This is a genomic window from Paenibacillus sp. sgz302191, assembly GCF_057749925.1.
Genome location: NZ_JBYLHY010000001.1, coordinates 462,114 through 488,653 on the forward strand (window position 1 = coordinate 462,114; position 26,540 = coordinate 488,653).

20 protein-coding genes are annotated in these 26,540 nt (G+C 51.8%); 19 read left to right on the forward strand and 1 reads right to left on the reverse strand.

The features are described 5' to 3' along the window. The first annotated feature begins 10 nt into the window (after window positions 1–10). From AC3G2T_RS02030 to AC3G2T_RS02120, 19 genes are all read left to right on the forward strand, one after another. On the forward strand, window positions 11–3,235 hold the full coding sequence (locus AC3G2T_RS02030) for a gp53-like domain-containing protein (protein ID WP_488434345.1): 3,225 nt from the start codon (window positions 11–13) through the stop codon (window positions 3,233–3,235). 17 nt (window positions 3,236–3,252) lie between these two features. Beyond that, the gene (locus tag AC3G2T_RS02035) at window positions 3,253–3,768 is read left to right on the forward strand and encodes an XkdW family protein (protein WP_488434346.1); all 516 of its coding nucleotides are present in this window, start codon (window positions 3,253–3,255) and stop codon (window positions 3,766–3,768) included. A 1-nt stretch (window position 3,769) separates the two neighbouring features. Next, window positions 3,770–3,904 carry a CD1375 family protein gene (locus AC3G2T_RS02040; RefSeq protein WP_488434347.1) on the forward strand — a complete coding sequence of 45 codons (135 nt, stop codon included), beginning with the start codon at window positions 3,770–3,772 and terminating at the stop codon, window positions 3,902–3,904. Between the two features lie 110 nt (window positions 3,905–4,014). Further along, complete coding sequence (locus AC3G2T_RS02045; protein WP_488434348.1) at window positions 4,015–4,416, forward strand: phage holin family protein; 402 nt, start codon at window positions 4,015–4,017, stop codon at window positions 4,414–4,416. Then, a complete protein-coding gene (locus AC3G2T_RS02050) occupies window positions 4,413–5,018 on the forward strand; it encodes a glycoside hydrolase family 73 protein (RefSeq protein ID WP_488434349.1) in 606 nt (201 codons plus the stop codon). The genes AC3G2T_RS02045 and AC3G2T_RS02050 overlap by 4 nt, the downstream gene beginning before the upstream one ends. 161 nt (window positions 5,019–5,179) lie before the next feature. Beyond that, entirely contained in the window at window positions 5,180–6,772 is a 1,593-nt protein-coding gene (locus tag AC3G2T_RS02055; protein ID WP_488434350.1) for a hypothetical protein, read from the forward strand. 167 nt (window positions 6,773–6,939) lie between these two features. Continuing rightward, the gene (locus AC3G2T_RS02060; RefSeq protein WP_488434351.1) at window positions 6,940–7,911 is read left to right on the forward strand and encodes an LCP family protein; all 972 of its coding nucleotides are present in this window, start codon (window positions 6,940–6,942) and stop codon (window positions 7,909–7,911) included. 36 nt (window positions 7,912–7,947) lie between these two features. Next, the gene (locus AC3G2T_RS02065; RefSeq protein ID WP_474684005.1) at window positions 7,948–8,475 is read left to right on the forward strand and encodes a tyrosine-type recombinase/integrase; all 528 of its coding nucleotides are present in this window, start codon (window positions 7,948–7,950) and stop codon (window positions 8,473–8,475) included. 98 nt (window positions 8,476–8,573) lie between these two features. Further along, window positions 8,574–9,932, forward strand: a complete 1,359-nt coding sequence (locus AC3G2T_RS02070; RefSeq protein WP_488434352.1) for a hypothetical protein — start codon at window positions 8,574–8,576, stop codon at window positions 9,930–9,932. A gap of 151 nt (window positions 9,933–10,083) precedes the next feature. Then, window positions 10,084–11,478 carry a cytochrome ubiquinol oxidase subunit I gene (locus AC3G2T_RS02075; protein WP_488434353.1) on the forward strand — a complete coding sequence of 465 codons (1,395 nt, stop codon included), beginning with the start codon at window positions 10,084–10,086 and terminating at the stop codon, window positions 11,476–11,478. A 49-nt stretch (window positions 11,479–11,527) separates the two neighbouring features. Next, window positions 11,528–12,538 carry a cytochrome d ubiquinol oxidase subunit II gene (cydB, locus tag AC3G2T_RS02080; RefSeq protein ID WP_474684008.1) on the forward strand — a complete coding sequence of 337 codons (1,011 nt, stop codon included), beginning with the start codon at window positions 11,528–11,530 and terminating at the stop codon, window positions 12,536–12,538. 1 nt (window position 12,539) lies between these two features. Continuing rightward, window positions 12,540–16,196: a thiol reductant ABC exporter subunit CydD gene (gene cydD, locus AC3G2T_RS02085; protein WP_488434354.1), complete on the forward strand. Its 3,657-nt coding sequence runs from the start codon at window positions 12,540–12,542 to the stop codon at window positions 16,194–16,196. 229 nt (window positions 16,197–16,425) lie between these two features. Next, complete coding sequence (locus AC3G2T_RS02090) at window positions 16,426–17,766, forward strand: hypothetical protein (RefSeq protein WP_488434355.1); 1,341 nt, start codon at window positions 16,426–16,428, stop codon at window positions 17,764–17,766. A 285-nt stretch (window positions 17,767–18,051) separates the two neighbouring features. Further along, window positions 18,052–20,562 (forward strand): fibronectin type III domain-containing protein, encoded by a 2,511-nt coding sequence (locus AC3G2T_RS02095; protein WP_488434356.1) that lies wholly within the window; start codon window positions 18,052–18,054, stop codon window positions 20,560–20,562. 221 nt (window positions 20,563–20,783) lie between these two features. Then, the gene (locus AC3G2T_RS02100; RefSeq protein ID WP_488434357.1) at window positions 20,784–21,431 is read left to right on the forward strand and encodes a CpsD/CapB family tyrosine-protein kinase; all 648 of its coding nucleotides are present in this window, start codon (window positions 20,784–20,786) and stop codon (window positions 21,429–21,431) included. A 39-nt stretch (window positions 21,432–21,470) separates the two neighbouring features. Beyond that, window positions 21,471–22,214 carry a YveK family protein gene (locus AC3G2T_RS02105; RefSeq protein ID WP_488434358.1) on the forward strand — a complete coding sequence of 248 codons (744 nt, stop codon included), beginning with the start codon at window positions 21,471–21,473 and terminating at the stop codon, window positions 22,212–22,214. Window position 22,215: 1 nt separating this feature from the next. Then, window positions 22,216–23,601: an oligosaccharide flippase family protein gene (locus tag AC3G2T_RS02110; protein WP_488434359.1), complete on the forward strand. Its 1,386-nt coding sequence runs from the start codon at window positions 22,216–22,218 to the stop codon at window positions 23,599–23,601. A 33-nt stretch (window positions 23,602–23,634) separates the two neighbouring features. Beyond that, window positions 23,635–24,489 carry a glycosyltransferase family 2 protein gene (locus AC3G2T_RS02115; RefSeq protein ID WP_474684015.1) on the forward strand — a complete coding sequence of 285 codons (855 nt, stop codon included), beginning with the start codon at window positions 23,635–23,637 and terminating at the stop codon, window positions 24,487–24,489. Then, window positions 24,486–25,742 carry a hypothetical protein gene (locus AC3G2T_RS02120; protein ID WP_488434360.1) on the forward strand — a complete coding sequence of 419 codons (1,257 nt, stop codon included), beginning with the start codon at window positions 24,486–24,488 and terminating at the stop codon, window positions 25,740–25,742. The genes AC3G2T_RS02115 and AC3G2T_RS02120 overlap by 4 nt, the downstream gene beginning before the upstream one ends. Before the next feature lie 315 nt (window positions 25,743–26,057). Here AC3G2T_RS02120 and AC3G2T_RS02125 read toward each other — a convergent pair whose 3' ends face one another. Continuing rightward, complete coding sequence (locus AC3G2T_RS02125; protein ID WP_488434361.1) at window positions 26,058–26,429, reverse strand: helix-turn-helix domain-containing protein; 372 nt, start codon at window positions 26,427–26,429, stop codon at window positions 26,058–26,060. Window positions 26,430–26,540 lie beyond the last annotated feature (111 nt).

Below are 26,540 nucleotides of genomic sequence, written 5' to 3' on the forward strand. Positions count from 1 at the left end.
GGAACAATAAATGCCAAGCACGACAACGAATTTGGGCCTCTACAAAAAAAATCCGGCAACAGATGGAAATGACACCTTCGACATCAATACGATGCTCAACGACAACTGGGACAAAATTGATGCCCAGCTAGGCGCTCAGGTCGCAGCAAATCCTGGGGCGACGCCGGTGAACTTGTCAAACGGGCTTCAGGTCGTGAACGCCGCGAGAACTTCGCCGTTTAATCTGACGAGCATCCAGGGCGGCACGTTGGTGAACCTGCTGGGGCGGGATGGGAATTGTACTAGTCTTACTCCGTTTGTGGTAAGTGGTTCAGGTACAGTTACAGTAGATTCAACTGTCTCAAAATATGGGACAACTTCGATTAAACTTGTTGAATCTAATACAACAGCATACATCTATAAAAACAATATCCCTGTTACTACAGGTAAATTTTATATGGTGGCGATGGATGCTTATCTTACTTCTACTTCTGGTGGTACTAATTTTGTTGTTAACGTACAGCAAAACAATATCGGGACAGTTATTGCATCATCTTCTATTTTTTCCTTTGATAATACGAAGCTTAACCAGTGGCAAACTGTGGTTACTGTATTCTCCGGCGCTTCTTTTACAGGCGGTTTATGTTCGTTAGTTTTTGGTCTTACGACTGGGACTGCAACGGGTTATATCGATGGTTTACGGCTATATGAAATAAGTTCAGCGGAGTATGTAAATTTTAACAATCAAACTATTTCACAAATCACCACCAAATACCCCTACGTAGACGATGTGAAGCACATTACAGCACCATATGTCTATAGGTATGGGGAAAACCTGTTGCCGCAATTTAATGAGTGGGTAGATTTCATCACTTCAGGTACAAAATATTTAGTCGAACCTTATACTTTAAATCTTGTGAAAACAGCAGGTAATTTTAGTGGTAATTACGTCGAAATATCTGTTATACCCAATCAATCGTACACATTTACCACTACTGTTAATGTCTCTGGTATTAATGGAACCACTATATATGGGGCGTATTACAATTTACAGCCAATTGATTCCTATGGTAACCTATTGACTGATTTGGGCTCATCCCCATACGTTACCACTAATGGAACTACAGTAATAAACAAAACGGTTACAATACCTTCTAATGCTGTGAAGTTGAGGATTTCCTTAGCCGTAGATTCAGCGGTAAGCGGAACGATTACGTTCTCAAGCCCTATGCTCAACCTTGGATCAATAGCCAAACCATTCAAACCGCGTAATGACGATTATCTATACATTCCGAACGTCCAGCTTGCCTCCAGTTTAGACGGAACTGTATATGACACGCTATTCAAGCGTGATGGCAAGTATTGGCGCGAGAATCGTTTTGCGAGAGATGTTGTGCTAGATGGCAGTTTATCGTGGTTGTTTGATCAAAGTAAAACTGGGTATAAAGCAGTGTTTTTTTCCGGGACAGGACTAGGAGGGTACAAACAATTTACTGAATCTGTTGTCAAATACGATGGGAAAATAGTGCGTTCAACTATGGATGCAGCGACTTATTTGTCAGCAGCCGATCAAAGCATTCTGAACGGTGCTGGTATAAATATTACTATTCCAAATACAGATTCAGGCTGGGGAGATAATTACACGCCTTCGACACCCGAGATACAGGCATATTTTTATGGTTGGAGAATGGGTGTATGGAATGGCACGAGTTTTACAGCAGGATACAACGGAAGCGGTACAAAGGCATGGGTTAAAATGGATGGAAACGCGCCTACAACGACACTACAGACCGTATCCTATGCAGGGTACACTCCTTACAAACTCACATACCAACTTGCTACTCCAACATTCGAAGAAATCGCTGTAGAAGGCAGCATTTCGCTTCACGAAGGAATGAATCAGATTGAAGTTGGAACGGGTATGATTGTGCGGGAGAAGGCGAATCCAGTTTATTACCCAACTAATAATGAGTACTTGATAAATAACACCGCATTTCCCATGTCACAGTTACGCTATAGGACATTAAAAATTATTAGTGTATTTAAAAATGGGCGAGTAGACCCGCAATGGTCATATCCTTCAGGAACGCCATATGGATATGCTCAAGCCCGTATCGCTACTGCTAATTACGATTCAACCGCCACTTACGAAGTGACTTATCTCACTATCGATCAGTACTTTATATCTGCTCCTTTGATACAAATCAACGGAGAGTACGTAGGCAACCTAAAAACTGTTGTCGATGCACTAGCTGCAAATCAAGCAGATGCAGAGGCGCGGATAAGTACTACAGAGAACTTGGCGAGACAGGTCTACCAAGTGCCCAGACAAACTAGGCAAGCCACTACGCTATACGTCGATGCGACAAACGGAGCAGATAACAATGACGGAAGCGCAGGAAAGCCTTTCAAAACGATCATGAAAGCAATAAATAGCGTTCCGCAAATTTTGAATCATGTTTACAATATCAGTGTCGCTGCAGGTACTTACAATGAAAATGTCGTTATTCAAGGATATAGTGGTTCCGGTCAATTATCCTTGAATGGAGATACGGCTGTTTCCTCAAATTACTCTGTAAGTACTATAGGTGTTTATAATTGTGTTTGCCCTGTGAATGTAAGAGGTTTTAATGCAACATCAACATCGATCGACTCGTATGTTGTAGCTCGTTCTTCTTACGTATTTCTTAATTATTGCAATTCTACAGGTTCTTGGGCAGGAAATGGATTGTATACTGTCAGTTGTAACGCAATCATTTCGAATAGTGTTATTTCAAATAAAGCACAAGCAATCCTATGTGATTATAATTCAAATATTTATAGCGATACCAATTTAGGTGCAAACAATTCGGTCGGTCTATACGCATATCATGGTGGAAAAATAGCAAAAAGAGGCACGCAACCCAATGGCACCATTCCCGAATATGTTGATTTTGGTGGCATGATTAATCTTCAAGGCGTTCTTAACCCTTGGGGAGATAACAACAGCGCAGTCAGTAAAACATTAAACGGCTATCAAAAGATTCCTAGTGGAATTATTCTCGAATGGGGAATAGTTACAGTGACTGGTGGTTCGAGTTCGGCTGTTACGTTCCCAATTACGTTTCCTAACTTTTGTATGAATGTGTATACAACTGTCGAAAGTGGAATACCAACGGATACAGCCTCTGCCGGAAGCTATACTAATTCTGGATGTACTGTCTGGATTAATGGAACAGGTACAAAAACTGTTCATTACTTTGCTATTGGGTACTAATAAGAGGGGGGAACACTATGGTGCAACATTATGCAGACTATGACATAATTGGAAATATTATTGCCTTTTATAACGGTGATATATGGGATGTTAGTAAAATTCCGACGACTGCAATTCTGATCTCAGAGGAACAATGGCATGACGCAATTGCTAATCAAGATAAGTACGTTATTCAAAGCGGAAAATTGGTTCAAACAACCGAAGAACAAAAAAAGAAATGGAATGCGATTGAACACCTTTACCCTACTGCTGTTCGTATGGTTGACTATATCGTCCAAGACGACAGCGACGGTAAAGGTCCATACATCGCGCAATGGAACCTGGACGCAGCGCAGCCGACGGAAGAAGAACTCCAGGCGGCATGGGAAGCGTATCAAGCAGCGGAAGCTTCCACGCCGGTTGTGCTGACCGCAGAGCAGCAAATATCGGCGCTGCAGGCTGAAAATGCCAAGCTGAAAAACGATAACGTCGCAACCATGGAAGCTGTGGCAGAGGTTTACGAGATGCTGCTTAAGCTGCAAGGAGGGAAATAGTTTGGTTCAGTTATACTACATGCTCGTCAAGGAAGGTCGGCGCACGATGGATCAGGTGCCGGAACGGCACAGAGCGGATGTGCAGGCTCTGCTCGACGCAGATCAAGATTCGGCGGCTGCGAAAAAGGGCGACTAGCCTTTGAAAATTCCCGCCGCCCCACCAAAAAACAGGCTCCCAACAACAGGAGCCTGTTTCCCATTCAACGGCATAGCGCACGCATGCCGAAACAGAAAGGAGAAAAAACGATGAACCAAGCCGTGTTTAACTTCGTCTCGGCGGTGGTCGGGACGCTCATTACGTATGCTTTTGGCGGTTGGAATGAGCTTCTCGGCTTGTTTGTTACCGCGATTGTGATCGATTATGCGACGGGGATTGTCGCGTCGATGAAAGAGCACAAGGGCCTCAACAGCCAGGTTGGCTTTTGGGGCCTTACCCGCAAAGGGCTGATGCTGCTTGTTATCATGCTGGCGCACCGCCTAGATTTGATCATTGGCGGCGATTTGCTGATGACGGGGGCGATTTATTTTTATTTGGCCAATGAATTCATTTCGATTACTGAAAATTATGGACGAATGGGGCTGCCGCTGCCTGAACAAGTGAAGCAAATTATTCAAGTGCTCAGAAATAGGGGGGAAGGTCGCGAATGAATAATAAAGAAGCGTTTATTTCGCAAATTGCCGGGGCGGCGCAGGCGGATATGCGGGAGTACGGCATTCTTGCCAGTGTGACGATTGCGCAGGCGATTTTGGAAAGCGGCTGGGGGCAGTCGGCCCCAGGCAACAATTTGTTCGGCATCAAGGGAAGCGGGCAGCAGCTGACGACCCAGGAATACATCAACGGCAAGTGGGTGCAGATCGTGGACGGGTTTCGCGTGTATGCGAGTTGGGCTGACAGCATTCGCGATCATTCTTTGCTTTTGGCCGGCAATGCCAGGTACCGCGCCGTTCTCCAGGAGCGGGATTACAAGGCGGCTTGCCAGGCGCTGCAGAGCGCGGGGTATGCGACGGACCCGCAATATGCCGCCAAGCTGATGGCGATTATCGACACGAACGGGCTTACCGGCTACGATACATGTCCGGAGGACGATACGAAGGGGGAAACTGAGATTATGATGAGCGCTGAGGACGCTAACAAAGTGATCGGCTTTTTATCAGCCGCGTGGCAGAGCACGGACAATCAGGAAGCCAGGGGCGAGTTCCATCGGCTTGCCAATGAGCTGCGCAAGGTGTCGGGGCAAGCGGCGGAATAAGCTTATGCTGTGTCCGATTGTACAACTCCAACATAAACTATCTTAAGAGAAAAAGTAGGAGAGGTCAGATAGGAGCCTGCCGCTGAATCTAGCGGGAGGTTGCTTATGCCAGGCGGACTCATACGTTTAACTCATCAGGCTGAGAAAGGAGTTGGAGTTGTATGGCGGACAACAGTTCGAACAGTTCAGGCGGTTCAAGCAGTTCAGGCAATTCAAATAGTTCAAACAGTTCATCATTGGCGCAAACGGCGACAAATTATTTTGTGCAGGAAGGCATCGCGGACGGCAGCCGCCCTCAAGATTACGTCACACGGGAGGAAATGTGGACGCTGCTGTACAGTCAAATGCAAGCCGACATGGCAAAAGGCAAGGTAAGTCTGGCCAATTTCCCAAGGCTGACCGGGGAGACGACAGATGACGCCAGATTCCAGAGGGCGTTCAATTTCCTTGGTACGGAAGGCACCCTCTATGTGCCGAGCGGCATTTATACGGTGCAGTCAACGATAGCGCCCAAGGTTCAAACGATTCCCAATGTCGCGCGCTTAGGCGGGTTCACCATTATGGGCGACAATATGTACACTTCGGTCATCAAATACACGGGTACAGATTACTGTTTCGATTTTACGGTGAATCAAAATCTGGTAGACGCCTTGTCGGTCGTCAATATCCAGATCGATACGACTACGGGCGGGGGTATCCGGCTTCCGCAGGGGGGACAGCTTTATTTTGACGGATTTTTCCAAAATGGTTGCGCTTCCGGAAAATGGGGCATTTACATGGACGGACAGTTTCAATCCGGATACGGCGTGTATATGATTGAAATTTCACGTTCCCGATTTTGGCGGGATGCGTCGTTGGGCGGTTACCAGGGCCAAGCCATCTATGTGCTGGATTACCATACGCTGAACGTGAAGCAGACATTCATTTCCCAGATGCGATACGACGGGTCGGTCATTGTCATCAAAGACGGCAAGAACTGCTCGTTCCGCGATGTCGCCATCGAGGGTTCGAATACGACTTCCGTCAAGCAGATGATGCTTGAGTTCCAGGGCTTCAACTCCAATATAACGCTGGAAAATTTGTATCTGGAAGGAAACTGGAATACGGGTATTTATTTCGATCCGGCGGGGGCTGCCAAAAACGTCAATGTATACGGCCTGTATGCGTGGTGCTACAACCGCAAGGAGTCTGTCGCGATGGTGACCGGGCCGAACGACAATGTGAACATCGAAGGACTCGTGTACAAGTGCGATTCGAGCGACAGCAGCGTGAATCCGATTATTAACGATGCGCAGAACCGTGTCCGCATTCTCGATTTTATGAACGATTCCCCGCAACCGAACCAGAAAAATCGCTCGATCAAGCAGAGAAGTTTTCAGATGATTACGGACAATTTCCTGGACAATATCATTACCAAAAGAGACAAGTTCGAGCTCCCGTTTTCGCAGACGATCAATACGTTCATCACCCTCCCGACGCCAGGCACGTATTTGCTGTCGGTCACGGTGATGAGAAATGATTTGAACCACGGCAGCACGGCTTACTATATCGTTAGCTATGACGATAAAACGTACGATTTTGCCGATGTGCAGAAGCTCGGAAACACGATCAAAAAAGGGGACGCCCCGTTCATCCCGAGCTTTACCGCGACGGTCAACAGCCAGGGACTGGTGTTCATCAACGGTTCGGGGCCTTCGGCGCAAATCTGGTACTTGTTTTACGGATTTGTGTTACTCGCGCAAACGACCTATTAATGCTTATATTGAGATTCGCAGGGCTGCCGCAGAAGGCAGTCTTTTGTTGTTACTAAGGTATTTAGTTAAAAATGTGAGTTTTCACACAATTTCGTAGCCCGGGAACTTGTAATTGCGCAAATCAAATGATACAATTTGTATCAAAACCTAACAAGGATGTGCAGCATGTGAAACGCTGGAAGATTATCGCGTTAAGTTCTGCTATTGCCAGTACCTTGTTGTTGGGCAGCTGCGCATACTGGGAGCTTGAGCCCGGTCGCCATTTTCAGAAAAGTGAAGTGCCGGTTCTTTCGACACCCGTGGGAACAGCGGGAGACGCTGCGGAAGCGGTCCCTACGGATAATCGCCAGAACCCCGCATCCCCGCAAGCTTCGGCATTCAATGTCCTGCTGCTTGGCATCGATGCCAGGGGCAGCGAGATTTCGCGGACGGATGTCATTATGGTTATACATGTCGTGCCTTCCGAGAAGAAAGCGAACGTCCTGTCGCTTCCTAGAGACACGCGGGTCTATTTGCGCGATGTGGGGTATACCAAAATCAATCATGCCCACGCTGTCGGCGAAGCGAAAGGGGGGAATCATCAAGGAACGGAAGAGGCGATGCAGGCCGTTAGCGATTTTTTGAAAATACCGATTAATTACTATGTGAAAACGAATTTTCAGGGATTCGAGCATTTTATCGATGCGGTCGGCGGCGTTGATGTGGATTTGCCAAAGCAGCTGCATTTGCGCAGTACCCAAAAGGATTTGCCGGCAGGCAAACAAAGATTGGACGGCGCTATGGCGCTCAGCCTGGTCAGAGAGCGTTGGGCTTTCCCCGACGGAGACTTCGGACGACAAAACGAACAGTATCAAGTGCTGCGCAATATCGCAGCCGAAGCGCTTGCCCCCCAAAATATGAAAAAGACAGTCGAACTTGTCACGTCCATGAAAAAAGATATCATTGACACCAATTTTCATGACAGCGATATCATAAGCTTGGCATGGATGCTGGAAGGCATGAAAGAGTCCGACTTTCAATACGCGCAAATTCCCGGCCAAAGCGGATACAATGAAGACCCGTTGGTCCATGCCCAATTGTATTACTGGCTGCCCGACATGGCAAAGGTCAAGGAAATCGTTGAAAAGCTGTTTTCCTGAGACCGCGGTTAACTAAAGCAAAGGAGTGAAGCTGATATGCAAATCGTTCAACCTATACGAGATCACGAGAAGATTGAAGAGATTCAAGAAATTTTGAAAAGACAGTCGATGCGCGATTGGTTGTTGTTCACTATAGGCATTAATTCGGGCCTGCATCTGAACGACCTGCTGACTTTGAAGGTCAAGGACTTGAAGGGCAAGAGCAGAGTAACGATCCGGGAAGAGAAAACCCGCAAGGAAAAAACGTTCGTCATCCAGCAGCAGCTTTCCGAGAAGATCAACGAGTACATCGCTTATATGAGCGACGAGGATTTTCTCTTTCCGTCCCAGCGAACGGGAAGGCCGATTAAACGCATTCGCGTATACCGAATTTTGAACGAAGCGGCGAAGCAGGCGGGGCTGGACGATATCGGCACACACACTTTGCGCAAAACGTTCGGCTATCACTACTATCAAAAGACGAAGAACATATCCGTTCTCCGCGATCTGTTCAATCACTCTGCGCCTTCGGTCACGTTGAAATATATCGGAATCGGGAACGAGCAGCAAACGGCGAGAGGCTGATTAGCCAAATGATGCCGCTTACATTCGTGTGACTTCACACATCATGTATGATATGATACAAAATGTATCATATTCGATAGGCAGGTGTCCAACCGCTGATGAAAAAGCGAAGGATTACGGTACTATGGAGTTTGGCATGGCTGATGCTGTTTCCTTTAACCACGTTCTCCGCGGATGTTCCCCGGACGGACGTCTATTTGGAGCCTGCGGACCAATCGGTCATCACCGCCGATTTGCTGCATGCCGCTGCAGCGGCGCCTCCCGGCGAGGCCGGCGCGCAAGTGAAGCTGATGCTGCTGGATGAGAACAATCATCTTTTTGCGGAAGCGGAGGGGCAGGGGCGTGTAGAACGCGATTTCGATATCTCCGCTTATCGGAACCGGATCGTTTATTTGCAAGCCGAGGTATCGGATGCGGCGGGCGGCGGAGTTAGAACCCTTTATCATACTTTGTATGCGGACAATGGCCTGCGGCTGGTCAAGCTGCGGCAAGTTCCGGGCGTCATCGACGATTTCGACGAAAACCGGATCCTGTATACAGCTTATGATAAAAGGCTCCATTTGCTGGATGGCGAGGGCGGTCCCGATACGGTTGTATACGCGAAGCCCGATAAAATAGGCGCAAAGCTTACTCCGTCAGGCGCCGTGTTCACCGCGGGACTGTACGGGGACGGCTACGCTCATACGCTGCTCTGGAAAGACGGCTCGGCGGCGGACACGGGGCTGAACTATTTTGAAACGTGCTGCGACGGCGGCGACAGGCTCCAGGTCGCGGGCAGCTATGTGCTGCGGCCGGGTACGCACCGGGTTGACTGGATCGATTCAGCGACCGGCGAAGCGTGGAAATATCCCCTTCAAGGCACGTCCGCCTACGGCGCCAGCTTGAACATAAACGGCGAGTTCGTTTACTCGGGAACGGCCCGGGGAGACGAACTGACGCAGATTTACCGCCATGCGCAGGGGCAAAGCAGCCTCATCATTCCGCACCGGGAGCGTGCCAGCTATAATCCGGTATGGGACGGGCGCACGATCGTCTTCATCGGGGAAGGCGGCAAGCTGCTGAAGAAGCGGGACGGCGTCATCACCGAGCTTGGGCCGGCTGCGCCGCAAGGCACGTACGTCTATCCCCGCGCCGATTACGAAATCGCGCAGGGCTGGATCGCTTTTACGAAGCAGTCGGGGGATGGGACCCGGCAAATTTATGTGCAGTCGCCTTCAGGCTCAGTGACGCAGGCAACTTACCTGCCAGTGGACGTGGACCGACCGAAGATCGACAAGCTGGCTCCTGACGGCACGCTAACCTACACGTTCGACAAGCAATTGTTTCTGATTGCGCCAGGTCAAGCGGCATCGATCGATTTGGGCTACGGCGGCGGAATGACCAAATGGCTGCACGGCTCGTGGTACAAAGCAGTGGGCGGTACGCTGTTCAAAATGAATACGGACGCAGCAGAATGACTCCATGGATCTAGGTCCATGGGGTCTTTTTTGTTTTTGTGCTAGGGATGTGCCTTTTTTGCCATAAATCGGCTTTATATTGTGATTTTCGTCACATGAATGCGTCCGAATCCTCCCTATAATCATGATCATAAGAAAGGGGGGCGTTATTTTGGACGCTTTGGATTGGAGCAGATGGCAGTTTGCAATAACGACGGTTTATCACTTTTTTTTCGTCCCGCTATCGATCGGGCTCGCGTTTTTGATCGCTTTTATGCAGACGCTGTACGTAGTGAAACATGATGACAAATACAAAATGATGGCCAAATTTTGGGGCAAATTGTTTCTCCTCAATTTCGCGGTCGGCGTCGTGACGGGGATTATGCAGGAATTTCAGTTCGGCATGAACTGGGCGGATTATTCCCGGTTTGTCGGGGCCGTTTTTGGCGGGCCGCTCGCAGTGGAGGCTCTCGTATCGTTTTTCCTCGAATCGACATTTCTCGGCATCTGGATTTTCGGCTGGGACCGGCTGCCCAAAAAAGTGCACCTGGCTTCCATTTGGCTTGTCGCCATCGGCACGACGCTGTCCGCGCTTTGGATTCTAAGCGCCAACTCGTTCATGCAGGAGCCGGTCGGCTATGCGATTCGGAACGGGCGCGCGGAGATGACGGATTTCTTTGCGCTGTTGGGCAATCCGCAGTTGTGGGTCGAGTTCCCGCACGTTGTTTACGGGGCGCTTGCGACCGGGGCATTGTTCGTGACCGGCATCAGCGCATACAAAATACTGCGCAAGCATCAAACGGAGCTGTTTCAATCTTCTTTTACGATCGGAATCGTGGTTGCGCTTATAGCCAGCTTTTTGACGGCCGTCGCAGGGCACGAGCAGGCGCAGCATCTGATGAAATCCCAGCCGATGAAGATGGCCGCTTCGGAAGCATTGTGGGAAACGACGGGAGACAGCGCTCCGTGGACGGTTTTCGCCTTCATCGACCCTGCCAAAAAGGAAAACAAGTATCAGCTTGAAATTCCTTATGCGCTGAGCATTCTTTCCTATAATAAACTGCACGGAAGCGTGCCCGGCATGAACGAGCTGCAAAAAAAATATGAAGCCCAGTACGGCCCGGGCAACTACATCCCGCCGGTCAGAACGACCTTCTGGAGCTTCCGTATCATGGTTGCCGCCGGGGTGCTGATGATTTTGCTCAGCATGTTCGGCACTTATGCGGCGCTGCGCAATCGGCTGGCCGGAAGCGCCATCTACCTGAAATGGATGATACCCGCCATTTCGCTGCCCTATATCGCCAATTCGGCAGGCTGGATCATGACCGAGGTAGGGCGCCAGCCATGGCTCGTCTTCGGCTTGCAAAAAACGGAGGACGGCGTATCGCCGCTCGTTTCCACAGGCATGGTAGCGACTTCGCTGATCGGTTTTACGCTCGTGTACGGACTTTTGGCTGCGGCGTTCGTGTATCTTGTCGTTCATTTCGTGCGCAAGGGCGCCGACGACGAGTCGCAGCTTAAGCATAAGCAGGTTAGCCCGAAAAAGGGAGCCGTCTCTTATCTCTAGAATTGGCGGAGGCGCAGTGAAAAAAGGAAAGTGAGGCGAACGTCAACATATGCTGGAAATTTTATGGTTTGTTTTAATCGCCGTGCTGTTTGTCGGGTTTTTCTTCTTGGAAGGTTTTGATTTCGGCGTCGGCATGCTGACGCCTTTCCTCGGCAAGTCCGATGTGGAGCGGCGCGTTCTGATCAATACGATCGGCCCGGTCTGGGACGGCAACGAGGTGTGGCTGATCACGGCCGGCGGCGCGATGTTCGCGGCGTTTCCGGGCTGGTACGCGAGCTTGTTCAGCGGATTTTATATGGCTTTGTTTTTGATGCTGCTGGCGCTGATCGGAAGAGGAGTGGCGTTCGAGTTTCGCAGCAAACTGGAAAATCCGAAGTGGAGAACGATGTGGGACTGGATCCTTTTCGGCGGCAGTTTGCTGCCTCCGCTGCTGTGGGGCGTCGCGCTGGCCAATTTGATGAAAGGCGTGCCGATCGATGCCAATACGAATTTCGTAGGTTCGTTCTGGGATTTGATTTCGCTGTATTCGGTAATGGCCGGTGTCAGCATCGTGCTGTTGTTTTTGCTGCACGGAGCGCTGTTTCTGTCGCTCAAAACGGAAGGGGAGCTGCGCGATCGCGCCCGACGTTTTGCGAACCGGGTCGGCGCCTGGACGAGTGCGGCGCTTCTGCTGTTCGTTGTGCTCAGCTACGTGGAGACGGATATGTTCACGCGCGACGGGATCATCCCGGGCATGGTGCCGCTGACCGCCGGCATGGCGCTGCTGTCCGTTCATTTCTTCCTGAAGGCGGGCCGCGACGGCTGGGCGTTCATTATGACCGGCCTCACGATCGCCCTATCTACCGTGACTGTGTTCATGTCGCTGTTCCCAAGGGTGATGATTTCCTCGCTCAACCCGGAATGGACGCTGACGATTTACAATACGGCCTCCAACGAGTACACGCTAAAAGTAATGACGATTATCGCGCTTACGACGGTTCCGATCGTCATCGCCTATCAGGCGTGGACGTACTGGGTATTCCGCAAGCGGGTCAGCGTCAAGGACCATTTGGAGTACTGACATGATGAGCCGGTTGTTTGCCAAAGTGCAGGGAACCCGCGCGCTGTTCGCGGTCTGTATCGCGCTCGGCGTGGCGGGCGGGATGCTCATTATTTTGGAGGCGGCGGGTATCGCCCGGATTGCGGACAGAGCTTTTCTCGGCGGGCTCGGCCTTCAGGGGCTGCTTCCCGCATTCGGCATTCTGCTCGGCCTGATCGCGCTCAGAGCGGTCGTCCAGGCGGCGGGCGAGCAAGTATCCGCCCGCATGGCGCTGCGGATCAAAAGCGACCTGCGCGGGCGGCTGCTGCGCAAGCTCTCGGAGCTGGGGCCGAACTACGCCAAAGGCGAGCGCAGCGGCGAGCTGATCGGGACGGCATATGAAGGCGTCGAGCAGCTTGAAGCGTATCTGGCCCGTTATTTGCCGCAGGTCGCCTTGTCCATGCTGATTCCGGCCGCGGTATTTTGCGTCGTGGCGGGGCTGGACTGGATCTCGGCCATCGTGCTGGCCGTTACGCTTCCGCTGCTTGTGCTGTTTATGATTTTGGTCGGCCTGACCGCCAAATCGAAGGCCCGCAAGCAGTTCAAGACGCTTGGCCTGCTCAGCGGGCATTTTCTGGATGTGCTGCGCGGCCTGCCTACGTTAAAAATGTTCAACCGCAGCCGGGCGCAAATCGAAATTATCGCCCGCATCAGCGAAGATTACCGCCAGACGACGATGGGCACGCTGCGGCTGGCCTTTTTGTCGGCATTCGTCATGGAGTTGTTCGCCACGCTCAGTACGGCTGTCGTTGCCGTTTTCCTGGGCTTGCGGCTTATTGCCGGGGAAATCGGCTTTGAGCATGCTTTTCTGGTGCTGCTGTTGACGCCGGAGTTTTATGCGCCGGTTCGGACGCTGGGAACCCAGTTCCATGCCAGCACGAACGGAATGTCCGCTGCGGCGCGCATCATGGACATTTTGGAGACGGAGCCGCCGGGTTTTGTCGAGCGTCCGGGGGCGAAGCGGGGCACCGAGAATCCGCGGGGGCACCGGATCGAGTTTCAAGCGGTCGGCGTGTCGTATCCGGATGCCGCGGAGCCGGCGCTTGCGAATATTACGTTCACGCTGGAGCCGGGTGAACGGATTGCGGTTGTCGGGCCGACGGGAGCGGGCAAAAGCACCCTGCTCGATTTGCTGCAGGGCTTCGTCCGGCCGACGTCGGGGCGCATTTTGATCGACGGCATCGACATGGCGGAGCTGTCGATGGATTGGTGGCGCAGCCGGCTGTCCGGCGTCGCTCAGAACCCCCGGTTGTACCACGGCACACTCGGGGACAACGTGACTTTGGGCAGCCCCGGGGCTGGGGATGCCGAGATTGCCGCGGCGCTCCGCGCGGCAGGCGTTGATTTTATAGACCGCCTCCCGCAAGGGCTGGAGACGGCGGTCGGCGATTCCGTCCGCCTGTCCGGCGGACAGGTGCAGCGCCTTGCGATTGCGCGCGCGCTGCTGAAACGCGCGCCGCTGCTGCTTTTGGATGAGCCGACGTCGGGCGTCGGCCTTGTTCATGAAGCCGCCGTCAGGAAGGGGCTCGATGCATTGCTGCAGGGCCGCATGTCCGTTACGGTGGCGCACCGGCTGGACACGGTGCAGGGTGCGGACCGCATCATCGTGCTTGACGGCGGGCGCATCGCGGAGATGGGCCGGCCGACCGAGCTGCTGGCCGCCGGCGGGCTGTACGCCCGCATGATTCATGCGGGCGCGGGTGGCGGCAGCACTGGCGGCGCTGCCGATGGCGGGGACGCCGGGCCGGAGGCTGCGGCGCCTGGCGCGGCACCCGGTCGATGGGCCGGCGCCGCTGAGGCGGCAGCGCCGGACGGACAGGGCAGCGGCGCTGCCGGGGCCGGGGCCCGCAGGGGCACCTTCCGCCGCATGCTGGCGTTTGTCCGTCCGTATAAAGGACGGACGGCGCTGGCGGCGCTGCTCGGCTTTGCGACGGTGGCGGCTAACATCGGGCTGATGGGGACGTCCGGCTATTTGATCGCCCGGTCGGCGCTTCGCCCCGAATCGGTGCTGATGCTTTGGACGCTGATCGTAGGCGTCCGGTTTTTCGGCATCGCCAGGGGAGTGCTGCGGTATTTGGAGCGACTCGTTTCCCACGATCTCACTTTCAGGGTTTTGCACCGCGTCCGCGTCTGGCTGTATGAAAGCCTGGAGCCGCGGGGAGCGGCGCTGCTGGAAAGCCGGCGCAGCGGCGATGTGCTGAACGCGATTACCGGCGATGTGGAGCAGCTGCAAAATTTATATTTGCGCGTGCTCGCTCCGCCGCTTGTCGCTTCGCTGACAGGGCTGCTCGGCTTTGCGGTGATGGCCGCTCACGATCTGAGGCTGGCCTGCATCTTGGGCGGGATGATGGTTGCGGCCGGAATTGGCATCCCTTGGATTTGCGCCCGCCTCGGAAGGCGGCACGGGGAAGGCGTCGTGCAGGCGCGGGCCGGTATGAATGCGGAAATGGCGGATTTGATCGCCGGCATGAAGGAATTGACGTTGTTCGGCCGGATGAGCGACCGGCTGGCCCGGATCGGCGACATTCAGGAGCGGTCGAACGCCTTTCAGGCGGCCCAGAACAGGCTGGGCGCTTATGCCGCCGGAACCATGCTTGGGGCTGCGCATCTTGGGATGTGGCTGGTCCTGCTGGCCGCGGTTTATCTCGCCGGCGCGGGGCGGCTTGAAGGGCTCGCCATTCCGGCGCTCGCGATGATGGCGCTGGCCTGCTTCGAGCCGGTCATGGCGCTGCCTGCGGCGTTCCAGCACATCGGCCAGACGATGTCGTCGGCCGACAGGCTGTTCCGCCTGGCGGACGAGTGCCGCCAGGCCGAGCCTGCGGCCGCGCCCGCGGCTGCGGGGACCGGGCCGGAGCGGTCGGCCGGCGGCTGGGAGGCGCGCATCCGCGATCTCTCATTCCGCTACGGCCCGCGGGAGCCTTATGCGGTTCGCGGCTTGTCTTTGACGCTGCGGCAGGGCAAAAGCGTCGCGGTTGTCGGCGAGAGCGGAGCGGGCAAAAGCACGCTGCTGCAAGTGCTGCTGCGGATGCGTCCGTATACGGAAGGATCCGTAACGATCAACGGGCAAGAGCTGAGAGGTTTGCCGGAGGAGGCAGTCCGCTGCGAATTTGCGGTTGTTTCGCAAAAGGTGCAGCTGTTCAACGCGTCCGCCGCCGCGAATTTGAAGCTCGGCCGGCCGGAGGCGTCGGAGGAGGAGATGCGGGCCGCGGCGCGGCTTGCGTTAATCGACGAGACGCTTGCGGCGCTGCCGGACGGCTACGATACGGTCATCGGCGAGCTGGGAGACCGCTTGTCCGGCGGCGAGCGTCAGCGTCTCGCTCTCGCGCGGGCTTTGCTGCGGCAGGCTCCGGCCGTGCTGTTCGACGAACCGGCCGCAGGGCTGGACGCGCTGACCGAAAAAGCGTTCGTCGACAACATGGACGCTTTGCTGAAAGATAAAGCGGTTTTGTGGATCACGCATAAATTGTCCGGTCTGGTTGAACGCATGGATGAAATCATCGTGCTGCAGGACGGCTCGGCGTGCGAAAGAGGCACTCACCAGGAACTGCTGAAGCGCAAAGGCTATTATTGGCGGTTGTGGCAGCTGGAAAGGGAAAAAGACTGGGAGCACGCGCTATTTCAGCAGCGTACCGGGACATGACACAATTTTGAGTGTTAAAAAACTTATGGGACAATTCCCCTTTAGAACGGCTGACAAAGCAGCCGTTCTTTTTGTTTTCATTTCGAGGAGCGGGCCGCATGGAGGAAGAGGGAAAGTTCTTGTCTAGTCATATGAACTGTTTTACAATGAAGCTATTAAGATCGGTGTTTCCGGAGCGTATTCTGTTTGGTTCTTATGAACATCATCAATTCAATTGAAAGAGGTACATATGCAGATTAATCATCAAGCCAGGAGACCTGACGGTTCCACTAAAACTGCTAATGCGAACGCGCCGGAAACGGTTGAGATGCAGTCGCGCGGTCTTCAATTATCTGCTGATGTAATGGTACAACGACCGATGAACGTGAATTCGATGAATTCACGTCAATTGTTACAGCTGCAGCGTACGATTGGCAATCGCGCTGTTGGTGAGCTTTTCAAGCAAAATGCCGGCAGGTCTGCTGAGAAATCGGAGACACCGATACAGCAGCCAGTAAATCAATCAGCTTCAACTCCTTCTGTACAAAGAAAAGTGTACATCAAAAATAGAGTCTTCAGTGGTTTCAGACACAAAACGAAAACCAGTCACGGTCGTTTGGGTGAGGGTGAGCGAAATGTTAGTAACATGCTGAAAGATTTTCCATCCCGATATTTTAATAGTAAAGATGAGATGAAACAGTATGCGGGTAAATCAACTGATAAGATAGGTTATGTTAGTAAGAAAGGCACTTGGATTCGTCTCCCTAATAAGCTGCTTGTGCTTGGCGAAGAGCATGCGGCACTTAATCTTTCAGATATAACAGCAGCAGTAGGTACCGATAAATATATGCATGAAGGCTTCACCGAATATCCGGCCGAGGCTGGAAGCAACCCCGACTTAACGAATGATATGCGAGGACGGGACGAAGTAATCAATGAAAAGTTTAAAGGGGCCGAAGGAGAGAGAAGTCACAGGGCCGAAAGCTTTTATCCGAAAATATTAAGGGTAGTAAGTGGAGTTAGTGTGGATGAAAAAAACTATCAGCTTCTAGGAACGACTACGGAATTAACTTATTTGGTAATGGCTATTCATTTTGCTTCAAGTGCAGACGAAGAATCCGATCTCTTTCAAACTTATATGCTCCATAAAGAGATGTGGGATCAAACCGCTGCAGCTATTTCGTCGCGGGAAAGCGCGGATGCCGCAGTCACGGCAGAGATGAGGAAAGAAGGCAGCAGTGCTTTGTTCCAATCTTTTTATCGAGATCTGACAGCCTATGTTGAAGAGAAAATACAGCAAGAGCAGGAGTCTGCGCCTGAGAAAGACAAAGCTTCCTTCAAAGAAAAATGGCATCTTGCGAGTAAGGATTACAGTACGGACGGGGAATCACCGATGATGAAGGCTGAGAAGGCAAGAGATTTCTCGATGTTCCAGCATATTAAAAAGGCGAAAAATGAAGGGTACCTGTTATACGGTCTCGGCGAGCTTCATAGGCAGCGTTTAAAGGAATTGCTAGACCAGGAAGGCATCGCTAATGAAAATATAAATACGTTTATTAATGAGCAGAACACGAATCATCCTCAAAGATAAAATAAAGCTCACAACACGGTAGTTATTACCTTGTTGTGAGCTTTATTTGTTACAAATTATGTTTAAATTTCCTGTATTCCGGAAGGATTTTCGCGAATGATATCGAAAAGGATGTAAGGTGAGAAGAATTGCGTCTAAAACGATACGAAATGTATCATTTTAGAACTACAATCGCACCCCAAGGACGTTTCACTAAAGAAAAAGCCGTCGTACGAAGGGGAGAGAACTGCTGCGCACTTATGAAACCGTTCAAATTTTATCCGGGAAAGAAGGGGTGAAAGCAGGATGAAGAAGAGTTTGCTTGGTTTGTTGCTGATGTTGGCGGCGGTGGTCTGCTTAGCGGGATATGCCCATGCCGCAGGGGGAGTTAGCGTGTCGTTCGAATATCCGTCGGCAGCAGGGTATCCTTACGACAAATTTTTGGATGTTTCCGTAAGGGTGACGTCGGAATATGAAATGAAAACCGTCATTGCCAAAGTGAAGGACAGGGAGGCTGCTTTGCAAAAAGTGTGCCAGTACAGGGACTGCACCTGGAAAGGCGTTCTTTCCGTGGAAGGTCTTGAAAAAGGAAATCAAACTCTGACCGTCACGGCGACCGACCAAATGAATCAGACTGGACAGGCAAGCATCGAGTTCGTTTATGACTCTAAACCGGAGGTGTCCGTCAAACCTGCCGATCAGTTCGTCATTACAGCCAATTCTGCCCGCATTTTGGTGACAACGGTCGATGATCGTTCGATTCCTGATATCAAGGCGAGTCTGGTCAGCGAAGGGGATTTCAAAACGATTTGGACAGGTACGGGAGCGGGAGTTCTCGATCAGACGGTCGATGTTTCTAGCTATGCGGGCAAGTCTCTTCGGCTGATGGTCGACGTCTCCGATGGATTTTACTCCGAGGGACGCCCGGTTGTCAGAGTCAGCTCAACGAGCATGTTGTATGTGGAGTCGAGCGACAGGCTGGCCGTAGCCGATGAGGCGGAGGGCCGGGTTATCGATTTTGACGAAAGCCGGCTGCTGTACACAGGTTCCGATATGGGCCTGTATGTCAAAAATCGCTCAACCGGCGGAAATACGCTAGTTCGGGCATATCAGAGCCTCGTATCTTTGCAGGAAGCAAAACTTATTCCCGGCGGTGCTATTTTGTGGCTGAACGATTCTTCCGTTCCGGAGGCGCGTATTTACATGTGGACGAACAACGTGCTGAAGGATACGGGCATTAAATTCCGCAATTACTGCTGTGAGAGTTACACCAATTATATACAAATATCCGGCAATTACGCCCTCGTGCCTACGGGCCGGATCAATTTGGCTACCGGCGAGGTCCTGCAAAATGCGCTCATAGACCGCAATTCCGTGCTGGCGCCCAACGGCGAATTCGTTTTCACCGGCACGCTGAACGGCTCCAGCCGGACCAACATATACCGCTACTATGCGGACGGTTTAATCGAAACGGTTGCGCAGGAGCCGAACTACGACAGCCGCGCCCCAAAATGGGACGGAAATACGGTCGTATACACCCGGGGAAGCACCAACGGCATTTATAAAAAAGACCGCGGCGGCGCTTCCCAGGAGCTCAGCAGCTATTCGTCGCCTGTCAGCTACGAGGTCAATCAGGGCTGGATCGCTTTCACGAAGCAGCCGGCCGGGGGAGCGCAGCAAATTTATTTGCAGTCTCCGGACGGTTCGGTGACGCAGGCGACTTATTATTTTTCCAGCAACCCGCTGGTTGACAAGTTGGGTTCGGACGGCACCTTTACATTTACGCATGCCGACAAATTGTATATCAAGCCTGCAGGCGACACTACTTCTTATTTCGCGGGCTCGTCCAAAGGAAAGACGAAAATTGTAAACGGCAAATGGTACAAAACAATGGGCAATTCCGTGCTGCAAATCAAGCTCGCCGATAGCGATGCCGCACCTCCGGTATGGCCGGCAGGGGCGCAGCTCACAGTCACTGACGTGACTTATAACAGCGCCAGGCTGCAATGGCCGCAGGCGCAGGACAACGTCGGCGTGAGCCGGTACGACATTTATCGCGACGGCCAAATGATCGACTCGGTGTCAGGTTCCGTCTACAGCTATACGGCGGCAGGTTTGGCTCCGCAAACAACGTATACGTTCTCGGTGACTGCAAGGGATGCGGCGGGCAACGCCAGCGTCGGCAATCCGGGCAAAAGTGTGACGACTTCCGCCAATGTGCCGCCTTCCTCGGCTGCGGTCGCTTTTGCTTCGGCTTCGGATATCGCCGAGGTCGGTTCGACGTTCAGCATCCAGCTGCGTGCGAGCGATGCCAAAGATTTGTACGCGTTCCTGCTGAAACTGCAGTACGATACGGCTCAGCTGAAGCTGACGAAGATCGAATACAGCGGCGAATTCGGCAGTGAGAACGTCAGCGCGGTGTTCGGCAAAGACACTTCGACCGCAGGCCTGGTGAAGCTGACGGGTGTGCAGCTCGGCGCAGTGCCGGGCAAGAACGGCAATGTCGGCTTGATTACACTGAGCTTCATAGCGCTCAAAAATGGTCAAACGCCGATCGTCCTGCAGCCTGACTCCGAGTTCGCGGACAGCCGGGGCCGCCGGCAAAACGTCGCCGCCTCCTCGTTCCTTTTGACGGTTGGCGGAGGGGATTTCGATCATGACGGAAAGGTGACGCTGAACGATTTGTTCCTGATTTCGCAAAAGAACGGCTTGAAGAGAGGCCAGCCCGGATTTGACGAGCAGTTCGATTTGAAGCCGGACGGCGTGATCGACAGCAAAGATATTCAATATGTGGCCATGAAGGCGGCAAAAGGGTAAGCGTCCCAACAAACGAAAGGAATAGGGCTTTTCACTTTATAAGGAAAAGTCCTATTTAATGTAAAAAATATCCAACCATGTACCTATATAGTTTCGAGACGATTTGTATCGGATTTTCCTATTTTCACAAACTAAAACCTTGACAAGATCCATTTTGTATCATAAATTAGACCTATGGAACGAAGATACAAATCGTATCTAAACTGTTGAGAGGTGTTTGCATGGCGCAAAAAACAAATAAGCAGCCTATCATGATCGATGTGAGTCCAAGGTCACGAATTTCAGAAGCTTACCGCACGCTCCGCACGAACATCGATTTGTATGATGAACCGGAAAAGCTTAAGGTGATCTCAGTCACCTCTTCGTATCCTGGGGAAGGGAAGACGACGACGGCTGTCAATCTTGCAGTTGCCTTTGCGCAGGCGGAACAGAGGGTGCTGCTTATCGATGCGGCATTTCGCAACCCTTCGCTGCAGGACATTTTTCTGGCGCAAAATCACACGGGCCTGAGCGGACTTTTATCCGCGAAGGACGACGTCCAGGATCCGGCGCAAAGCACTCATATTCCGAATCTGTTCGTACTTACCGCAGGGTTTGCTCAGAACAATCCCTCCGATTTACTCTCCAGCAACTCCTACACCTCAATCATCCACAGCTACAGAGAACTGTACGACAAAATTATAATCGACACATCGTCAGCTTATGTTATGCCCGAAACTATGATGATCGCCGCCAAAAGCGACGGAGTCCTGCTTGTCATCGAGCATGGAAAAGTGAAAGCCGAAGTTATGGAACAATTGAAAGAGACGTTCGACCGGTTAAACATACAAATCGTCGGAGTAGCCATCAATAAAATCAATAAAAAATAGTTCAGTTAGACAGCGCAGCGGAATTGCGGAGGGATTTGTATGGAATTAAAGGATTTTTTTCGGGTCATCAAAAAGAGGCTATGGATCATCATCGCCTTCAATCTTTTAATTACGGGAGCAGCCGCCTTTTATTCCTTTAACTACATGCCGCCCAAGTTCGAAGCCAAGAGCGATCTGGTCGTGAATAAAACGAACGAAGCGGCGGGCGGATTGGTTTCATACGATTTGATTATGGCAAACAAGGGGCTTATTGCAACGTACAAAAGAATTATTTTGAACCCTGCGATTTTGGGCAAAGTTCTTGAGCAGTATCCCGATATCGGAATGTCGCAGACCGAATTAGGCAAGCGTCTTTCGGTGACATCGGAGGATAACACGCAGATCATTACCGTCGCCTACCGGGACACCTCTTATGAAAAAGCGGCCCACATCGTCAATGCCGTATCGAAAGTGTTTGTAGCGGAAGTGCCGTCGATCATGAAGGTGGATAATGTCGTCATTCTGAATACCGCCGCTGATTCGGACAATGCGGGTCCAGTCAGCCTGAATCCTCTGGCGGCTGCGCTTGTGGCCTGGTTTGCCTCCCTCGTCTTGCTGATCGGCGCGGTGAATGCGGTCGAATACTTCGATACGACGATCAAATCGGAAGAAGACGTGCTCAAGGTGTTCGGGGTCTCGGGCGCCGTACTGATTCCAAAATTCAGCAGGAAAGACCGGAACCGGGATTCGTTCAAACCGGGACAAAGCAAGCCCAATAAGCCGACTGTGGCGGCAGGTTCTTGATATGGACAAGAAGACGCTGGTGAATAAAGTACTGTCGGGCGGAGGTTGGGCGCTGGCGGGCAAGCTGGTGTTCGCTGCGGCGAGCCTGCTGATCAATGCGATGCTGTCCAGGCTGCTCGGGCCGCAAGAGCTGGGAACGTATTTTATTGCTTTCAATATCGCTTTTTTCGGAAGCATCGTCGGGATGCTCGGCCTGAACCAGAGCATTGTCAGGTTTTTGGCCGAAAATAACCGGCTTGCGCGGTACCGGGACATGCGGCGGGCGGTTCAACTGGCGATCGGCATCGCGCTGCTGAGCGGTGCGGCCGTATTCGTCCTGTACATAAGCTTTCAGCACTTCTTTAATCTCAATTTGTTCCATTCTCCGCTTTTGGAACAGATGAATGTCCTCGTTGCATTGTGGATTTTGTGCAACATGTTCCAGCAGCTGCTGGCGGAAAGCTTCCGGGGGCTGGACGACATCCGGCTCGCCACGGTTTTCGGCGGCCTGCTGTCCAATCTGCTGCTGGTTGCCGCTTTATCCGTATTTTTTGTTACCGGACGGCCGAATCTCTCGGATGTTCTCCTGCTGGTCAACCTCTCGATTGCGCTGAGCATCGCCGTGTCTGCGGCGGCTTTATTCAAGAAGCTCCGCCGCCTGCGGGCGGATCAGGGGCAGCGTTCGTCCGCCCCGCTTGCCGCGGAAGCGCGCCGGATGTTTGCGATTTCGCTTCCCATCATGGTATCGGCGGTCACCCTGTTTTTTCTCACTTCGTCGGATATTTGGATTTTGGGCGTTTTTCGGGGTGCCGACGAAGTTGCGGTGTATGGCGCCGCCACCCGGCTGATTGCGCTGGTCGCGCTCTGTGAAATCGTAAGCAATTCGGTTTTGCCCTCGCTCATCGTCACCATGAATACGAAGGAAACGCTTCCACAATTGCAGAAGCTCGGCCGGATCGTTACCGCCATCTCGCTGCTGCCGGCCGCTGCGATCATGATCCTGTTTTTACTGCTGGGGTCGTGGATTCTGGGCGTCATCTTCGGCTCCTTCTATGAGAAGGGATACTGGATTCTGATTCTGCTCAGTCTCGGCCGAGTCGCGAATGTATGCGGCGGAGCGAACGGGCTGCTGCTGACACTGGCCGGCCATCAGAAGACGCTGATGAACATTACGCTGATAACGAGCATCGCGACTGTCATCGCCAGCGTCGCCGCCGCCGCATATTCGGGTGCGGTCGGTTTGGCGGCGGTCATGTTTGCCGGGCTCGGCGTGCAAAACGTATTGATGTGGGTTTGGACGAGAAAGAAGCTGGGAATCGTGATTCATCCGGATTTTCCGCTGCTGCTTAGCGAAGCGAGGTCTTATTGGGACCAAAGAAGAACGCGCAGCGCGACAAACGCGAACTGAAACATAAAATTGTGTTTAGAGGAGCAGCAGTATATGAAGAGAGAAGCCATACCGGTCTCCGTCATCATTATGACCAAGAACGAGGAAAAACGAATCCGCCGATGTTTGGAAGGTGTCAAAGCGTTTGAAGAAGTATTTGTTGTGGATTCCAACAGTACGGACCGAACGGCGGAGATCGTAAACGAAATGGGGGCCATCCTCGTCAACTTCACTTGGGACGGCAAATATCCGAAGAAAAAACAGTGGTGCCTGGAGAACCTGCCCTTCAAGCACGATTGGGTCATCTATGTGGACGCGGATGAAATCGTCACTCCCGAAGCCGAGGAGGAAATTCGCAGGTTGTTCCTCAACCAGCCGCAGAGCGACGGCTATTTTGCCGGCTACGACTATATTTTTATGGATAAAGTGCTGAAGTTCGGACATCGCATGTACAAATTGATTCTTTTCAACCGCAACAAGGGCAGATTTCTGGATTACGACGATTTGGACGCATCGAATATGTGGGAGGTGGAAGGGCATTATCAGCCGCAGATCAACGGCAGGACGGAAGTGCTGAGCAAGCATCTGATCCACTTTGACCATGATTCTTTGTTCGATTACTTTGCCAAGCACAACCGGTATTCCGATTGGGAAGCGGTTGTCCGCAACAAAGGCCTCTTCTCGAACCTGAACGAATCCCAGATCGCAATCCGCAGGCTGCAAAAAAAGATTTTCAACAAGATGCCGATGAAGTGGGTGTTCGCCTTCCTGCATTCCTACTGTCTGAAGCTGGGCGTGCTTGACGGAAAAGCGGGGTTCCACTACGCGCTGGCGCGGTCGATGTATTACTGGCAGGTGGGCATCAAAATGTACAGCATGAACAGCGCCAATAAGGACAAAGCGCTATGACCGCATCCGTCAAAAGCGGCTTGTACATAGCTCTTGCACTTGTGATCTACGCGACGCTCAGCTCCCCGTTTCCGAAAAATCCCGGCTTGTTTGAAGCCGTCATCGCCTTGTTCCTGCTGCTGTTTGTCCGCATTCCGGTCGGTACGCTGATCGCCGCCGGTTCCTTTCGCGGGATGGAGCCGTACAGGAGCTTCCCGGCGTGGCTGCACATTCTTTTCTTCTTCCTGCTGTGGTGGGAGCTGTTTAACGGAGCCGTGCTGAAGGGCAACGGTTTAAGAGATATCATTCGCGATCTGATTCCGTTCGTTTATTTGTATATGCCGTTGTTCCTGCTTCCGGTTATAAACAAGTCGAAACACAATTTCGGAGCGATTCTGCCGTGGCTCATTTCGATGACAGGCGTGATTTTCGCAATTCGCTTCTATATAAAAGCAGGAGTCAGCCTGCTGGACATCGGCCGGATGTACTTTTCCGACTATCTCCTTTACTTCCCGTACGATCCCAGCGTCATCTTTGCCGGTATTTTCCTGCCGCTGACGGCGATTCAAATGTGGAAAATGTCCAGCCCGGCCCGCATGCTCGGCAGCATTGCGATGATTGCGGGAGGAGTCCTGGCCCTGGGCTCATTATTGGCGGTGGCCCAACGTGCGCCGATCGGTCTTGCCGCAGTCTGCTTTATTCTCTATTCACTCGGCATGGCGCGGCAATCCTTGGCCAAATTCGTTCTGGTCGTAATCGTGTTCGCCGCCGTGTACGTCATCGCGCACGACCAGATTACAAGCTCCCTGGAGCTGCTGCAAGCGAAGCAAAGCGAATACGGCGCCAACGGAAAAACGGATGAAATGTTCACGATTTTTTCGGAAGTCGTAAGAGACCCCTCCGCATTTTTCCTGGGGAGAGGCTGGGGAGGGCTGTTTTTTGATCCGATCTACATGGATAAAGTGTCCTATACCCATTCCGTCATTACCTACTATATGCTCAAATCGGGGGTCATTGGACTTATAACATTCATTTTGTATATGGCGTGGATTTTGCGTCATACGGCAAGGTCTTTGTCCATGAGCCGCCTGCCGGTCATTCTGGCGTCCATCGTACCGGTAAGCATCGGCATGTTTTTTCAACCCAGCTATAAATGCTTGTCTTACGGGGTTATTCTAACGGTATTATGCACACTTTCCCAGCGCGAACAGGTGAGGGAACGGGAACCGCAGAAGCGGGGGCGCATCCGCATGTTGGCAAAAGCAAGCAGCTGACGAAGATGTATCGAAAATATGATACATATTGTATCTGTCGAAACAAAAAGAAAAAAAGAAAACCGACCCTGATGGCGTAGTATTTGCCAGAAAAAGGGAAATATATCTTCGAAAATGTTCTTGACACGATACAAGATGTATCATAAATTAGGTACATAAGAGAAAAGTGCTGCACATAATATGATTCTAAAAACGGTTGGAAAAGAGGTTCTTACATGAAAGAAGAAACTCCCATCACGCTTGACATATTGAAGGTGTTAGCGCAGCTTGGTTTGAAAGAAGAAGCGTTTATAAGCAGCGAGGACGATAAACTCGTTACCTTAGAGAACGCTCAGCCCTCACAAAAGCAATAAATCGCTTTGCTTCCTCGGGTGTCAATTTATTTCCGTCCACGGTTAGCGAAAACTTCTCAAGAATCGCATCGTCCGATAACTCCAGCTGGTCGACAAATTCCCGCACATCCTGATCAAGCACACTGTCCGATTTATTCGTTCTTCCTAACAAATAATCTATAGAGACGTGAAAGAAAGATGCGATTTTATCGATCGTATCGTAATCCGGTTCTCTTCGAGAAGTCTCGTAGTGAGATAGGGCCGCTCTGGAGATCCCCAATTTATGGGCCAATTCTTCTTGGGTAAGCGCATTTTTCTCGCGCAAAAAGGCAATCCTGTCCCCATACTTTGTCATAATGTAAGTTCCTCACATTTCGATAAGAATAATAGTAACCATTATTACCATTGTGTAAGACCTATTATACCAGTGTATGTAAGTTAGGAAAACCTAAAATATTGATTTTGT

What these genes read in the sequence shown, in the direction of transcription:
- AC3G2T_RS02030 (WP_488434345.1), top strand. Translation starts at nt 11, where the DNA reads ATGCCAAGCACGACAACGAATTTGGGCCTCTACAAAAAAAATCCGGCA.
- AC3G2T_RS02035 (WP_488434346.1), top strand. Translation starts at nt 3,253, where the DNA reads ATGGTGCAACATTATGCAGACTATGACATAATTGGAAATATTATTGCC.
- AC3G2T_RS02045 (WP_488434348.1), top strand. Translation starts at nt 4,015, where the DNA reads ATGAACCAAGCCGTGTTTAACTTCGTCTCGGCGGTGGTCGGGACGCTC.
- AC3G2T_RS02050 (WP_488434349.1), top strand. Translation starts at nt 4,413, where the DNA reads ATGAATAATAAAGAAGCGTTTATTTCGCAAATTGCCGGGGCGGCGCAG.
- AC3G2T_RS02055 (WP_488434350.1), top strand. Translation starts at nt 5,180, where the DNA reads ATGGCGGACAACAGTTCGAACAGTTCAGGCGGTTCAAGCAGTTCAGGC.
- AC3G2T_RS02065 (WP_474684005.1), top strand. Translation starts at nt 7,948, where the DNA reads ATGCAAATCGTTCAACCTATACGAGATCACGAGAAGATTGAAGAGATT.
- AC3G2T_RS02070 (WP_488434352.1), top strand. Translation starts at nt 8,574, where the DNA reads ATGAAAAAGCGAAGGATTACGGTACTATGGAGTTTGGCATGGCTGATG.
- cydB (WP_474684008.1), top strand. Translation starts at nt 11,528, where the DNA reads ATGCTGGAAATTTTATGGTTTGTTTTAATCGCCGTGCTGTTTGTCGGG.
- cydD (WP_488434354.1), top strand. Translation starts at nt 12,540, where the DNA reads ATGATGAGCCGGTTGTTTGCCAAAGTGCAGGGAACCCGCGCGCTGTTC.
- AC3G2T_RS02090 (WP_488434355.1), top strand. Translation starts at nt 16,426, where the DNA reads ATGCAGATTAATCATCAAGCCAGGAGACCTGACGGTTCCACTAAAACT.
- AC3G2T_RS02095 (WP_488434356.1), top strand. Translation starts at nt 18,052, where the DNA reads ATGAAGAAGAGTTTGCTTGGTTTGTTGCTGATGTTGGCGGCGGTGGTC.
- AC3G2T_RS02100 (WP_488434357.1), top strand. Translation starts at nt 20,784, where the DNA reads ATGGCGCAAAAAACAAATAAGCAGCCTATCATGATCGATGTGAGTCCA.
- AC3G2T_RS02105 (WP_488434358.1), top strand. Translation starts at nt 21,471, where the DNA reads ATGGAATTAAAGGATTTTTTTCGGGTCATCAAAAAGAGGCTATGGATC.
- AC3G2T_RS02110 (WP_488434359.1), top strand. Translation starts at nt 22,216, where the DNA reads ATGGACAAGAAGACGCTGGTGAATAAAGTACTGTCGGGCGGAGGTTGG.
- AC3G2T_RS02115 (WP_474684015.1), top strand. Translation starts at nt 23,635, where the DNA reads ATGAAGAGAGAAGCCATACCGGTCTCCGTCATCATTATGACCAAGAAC.
- AC3G2T_RS02120 (WP_488434360.1), top strand. Translation starts at nt 24,486, where the DNA reads ATGACCGCATCCGTCAAAAGCGGCTTGTACATAGCTCTTGCACTTGTG.
- AC3G2T_RS02125 (WP_488434361.1), bottom strand. Translation starts at nt 26,429, where the DNA reads ATGACAAAGTATGGGGACAGGATTGCCTTTTTGCGCGAGAAAAATGCG.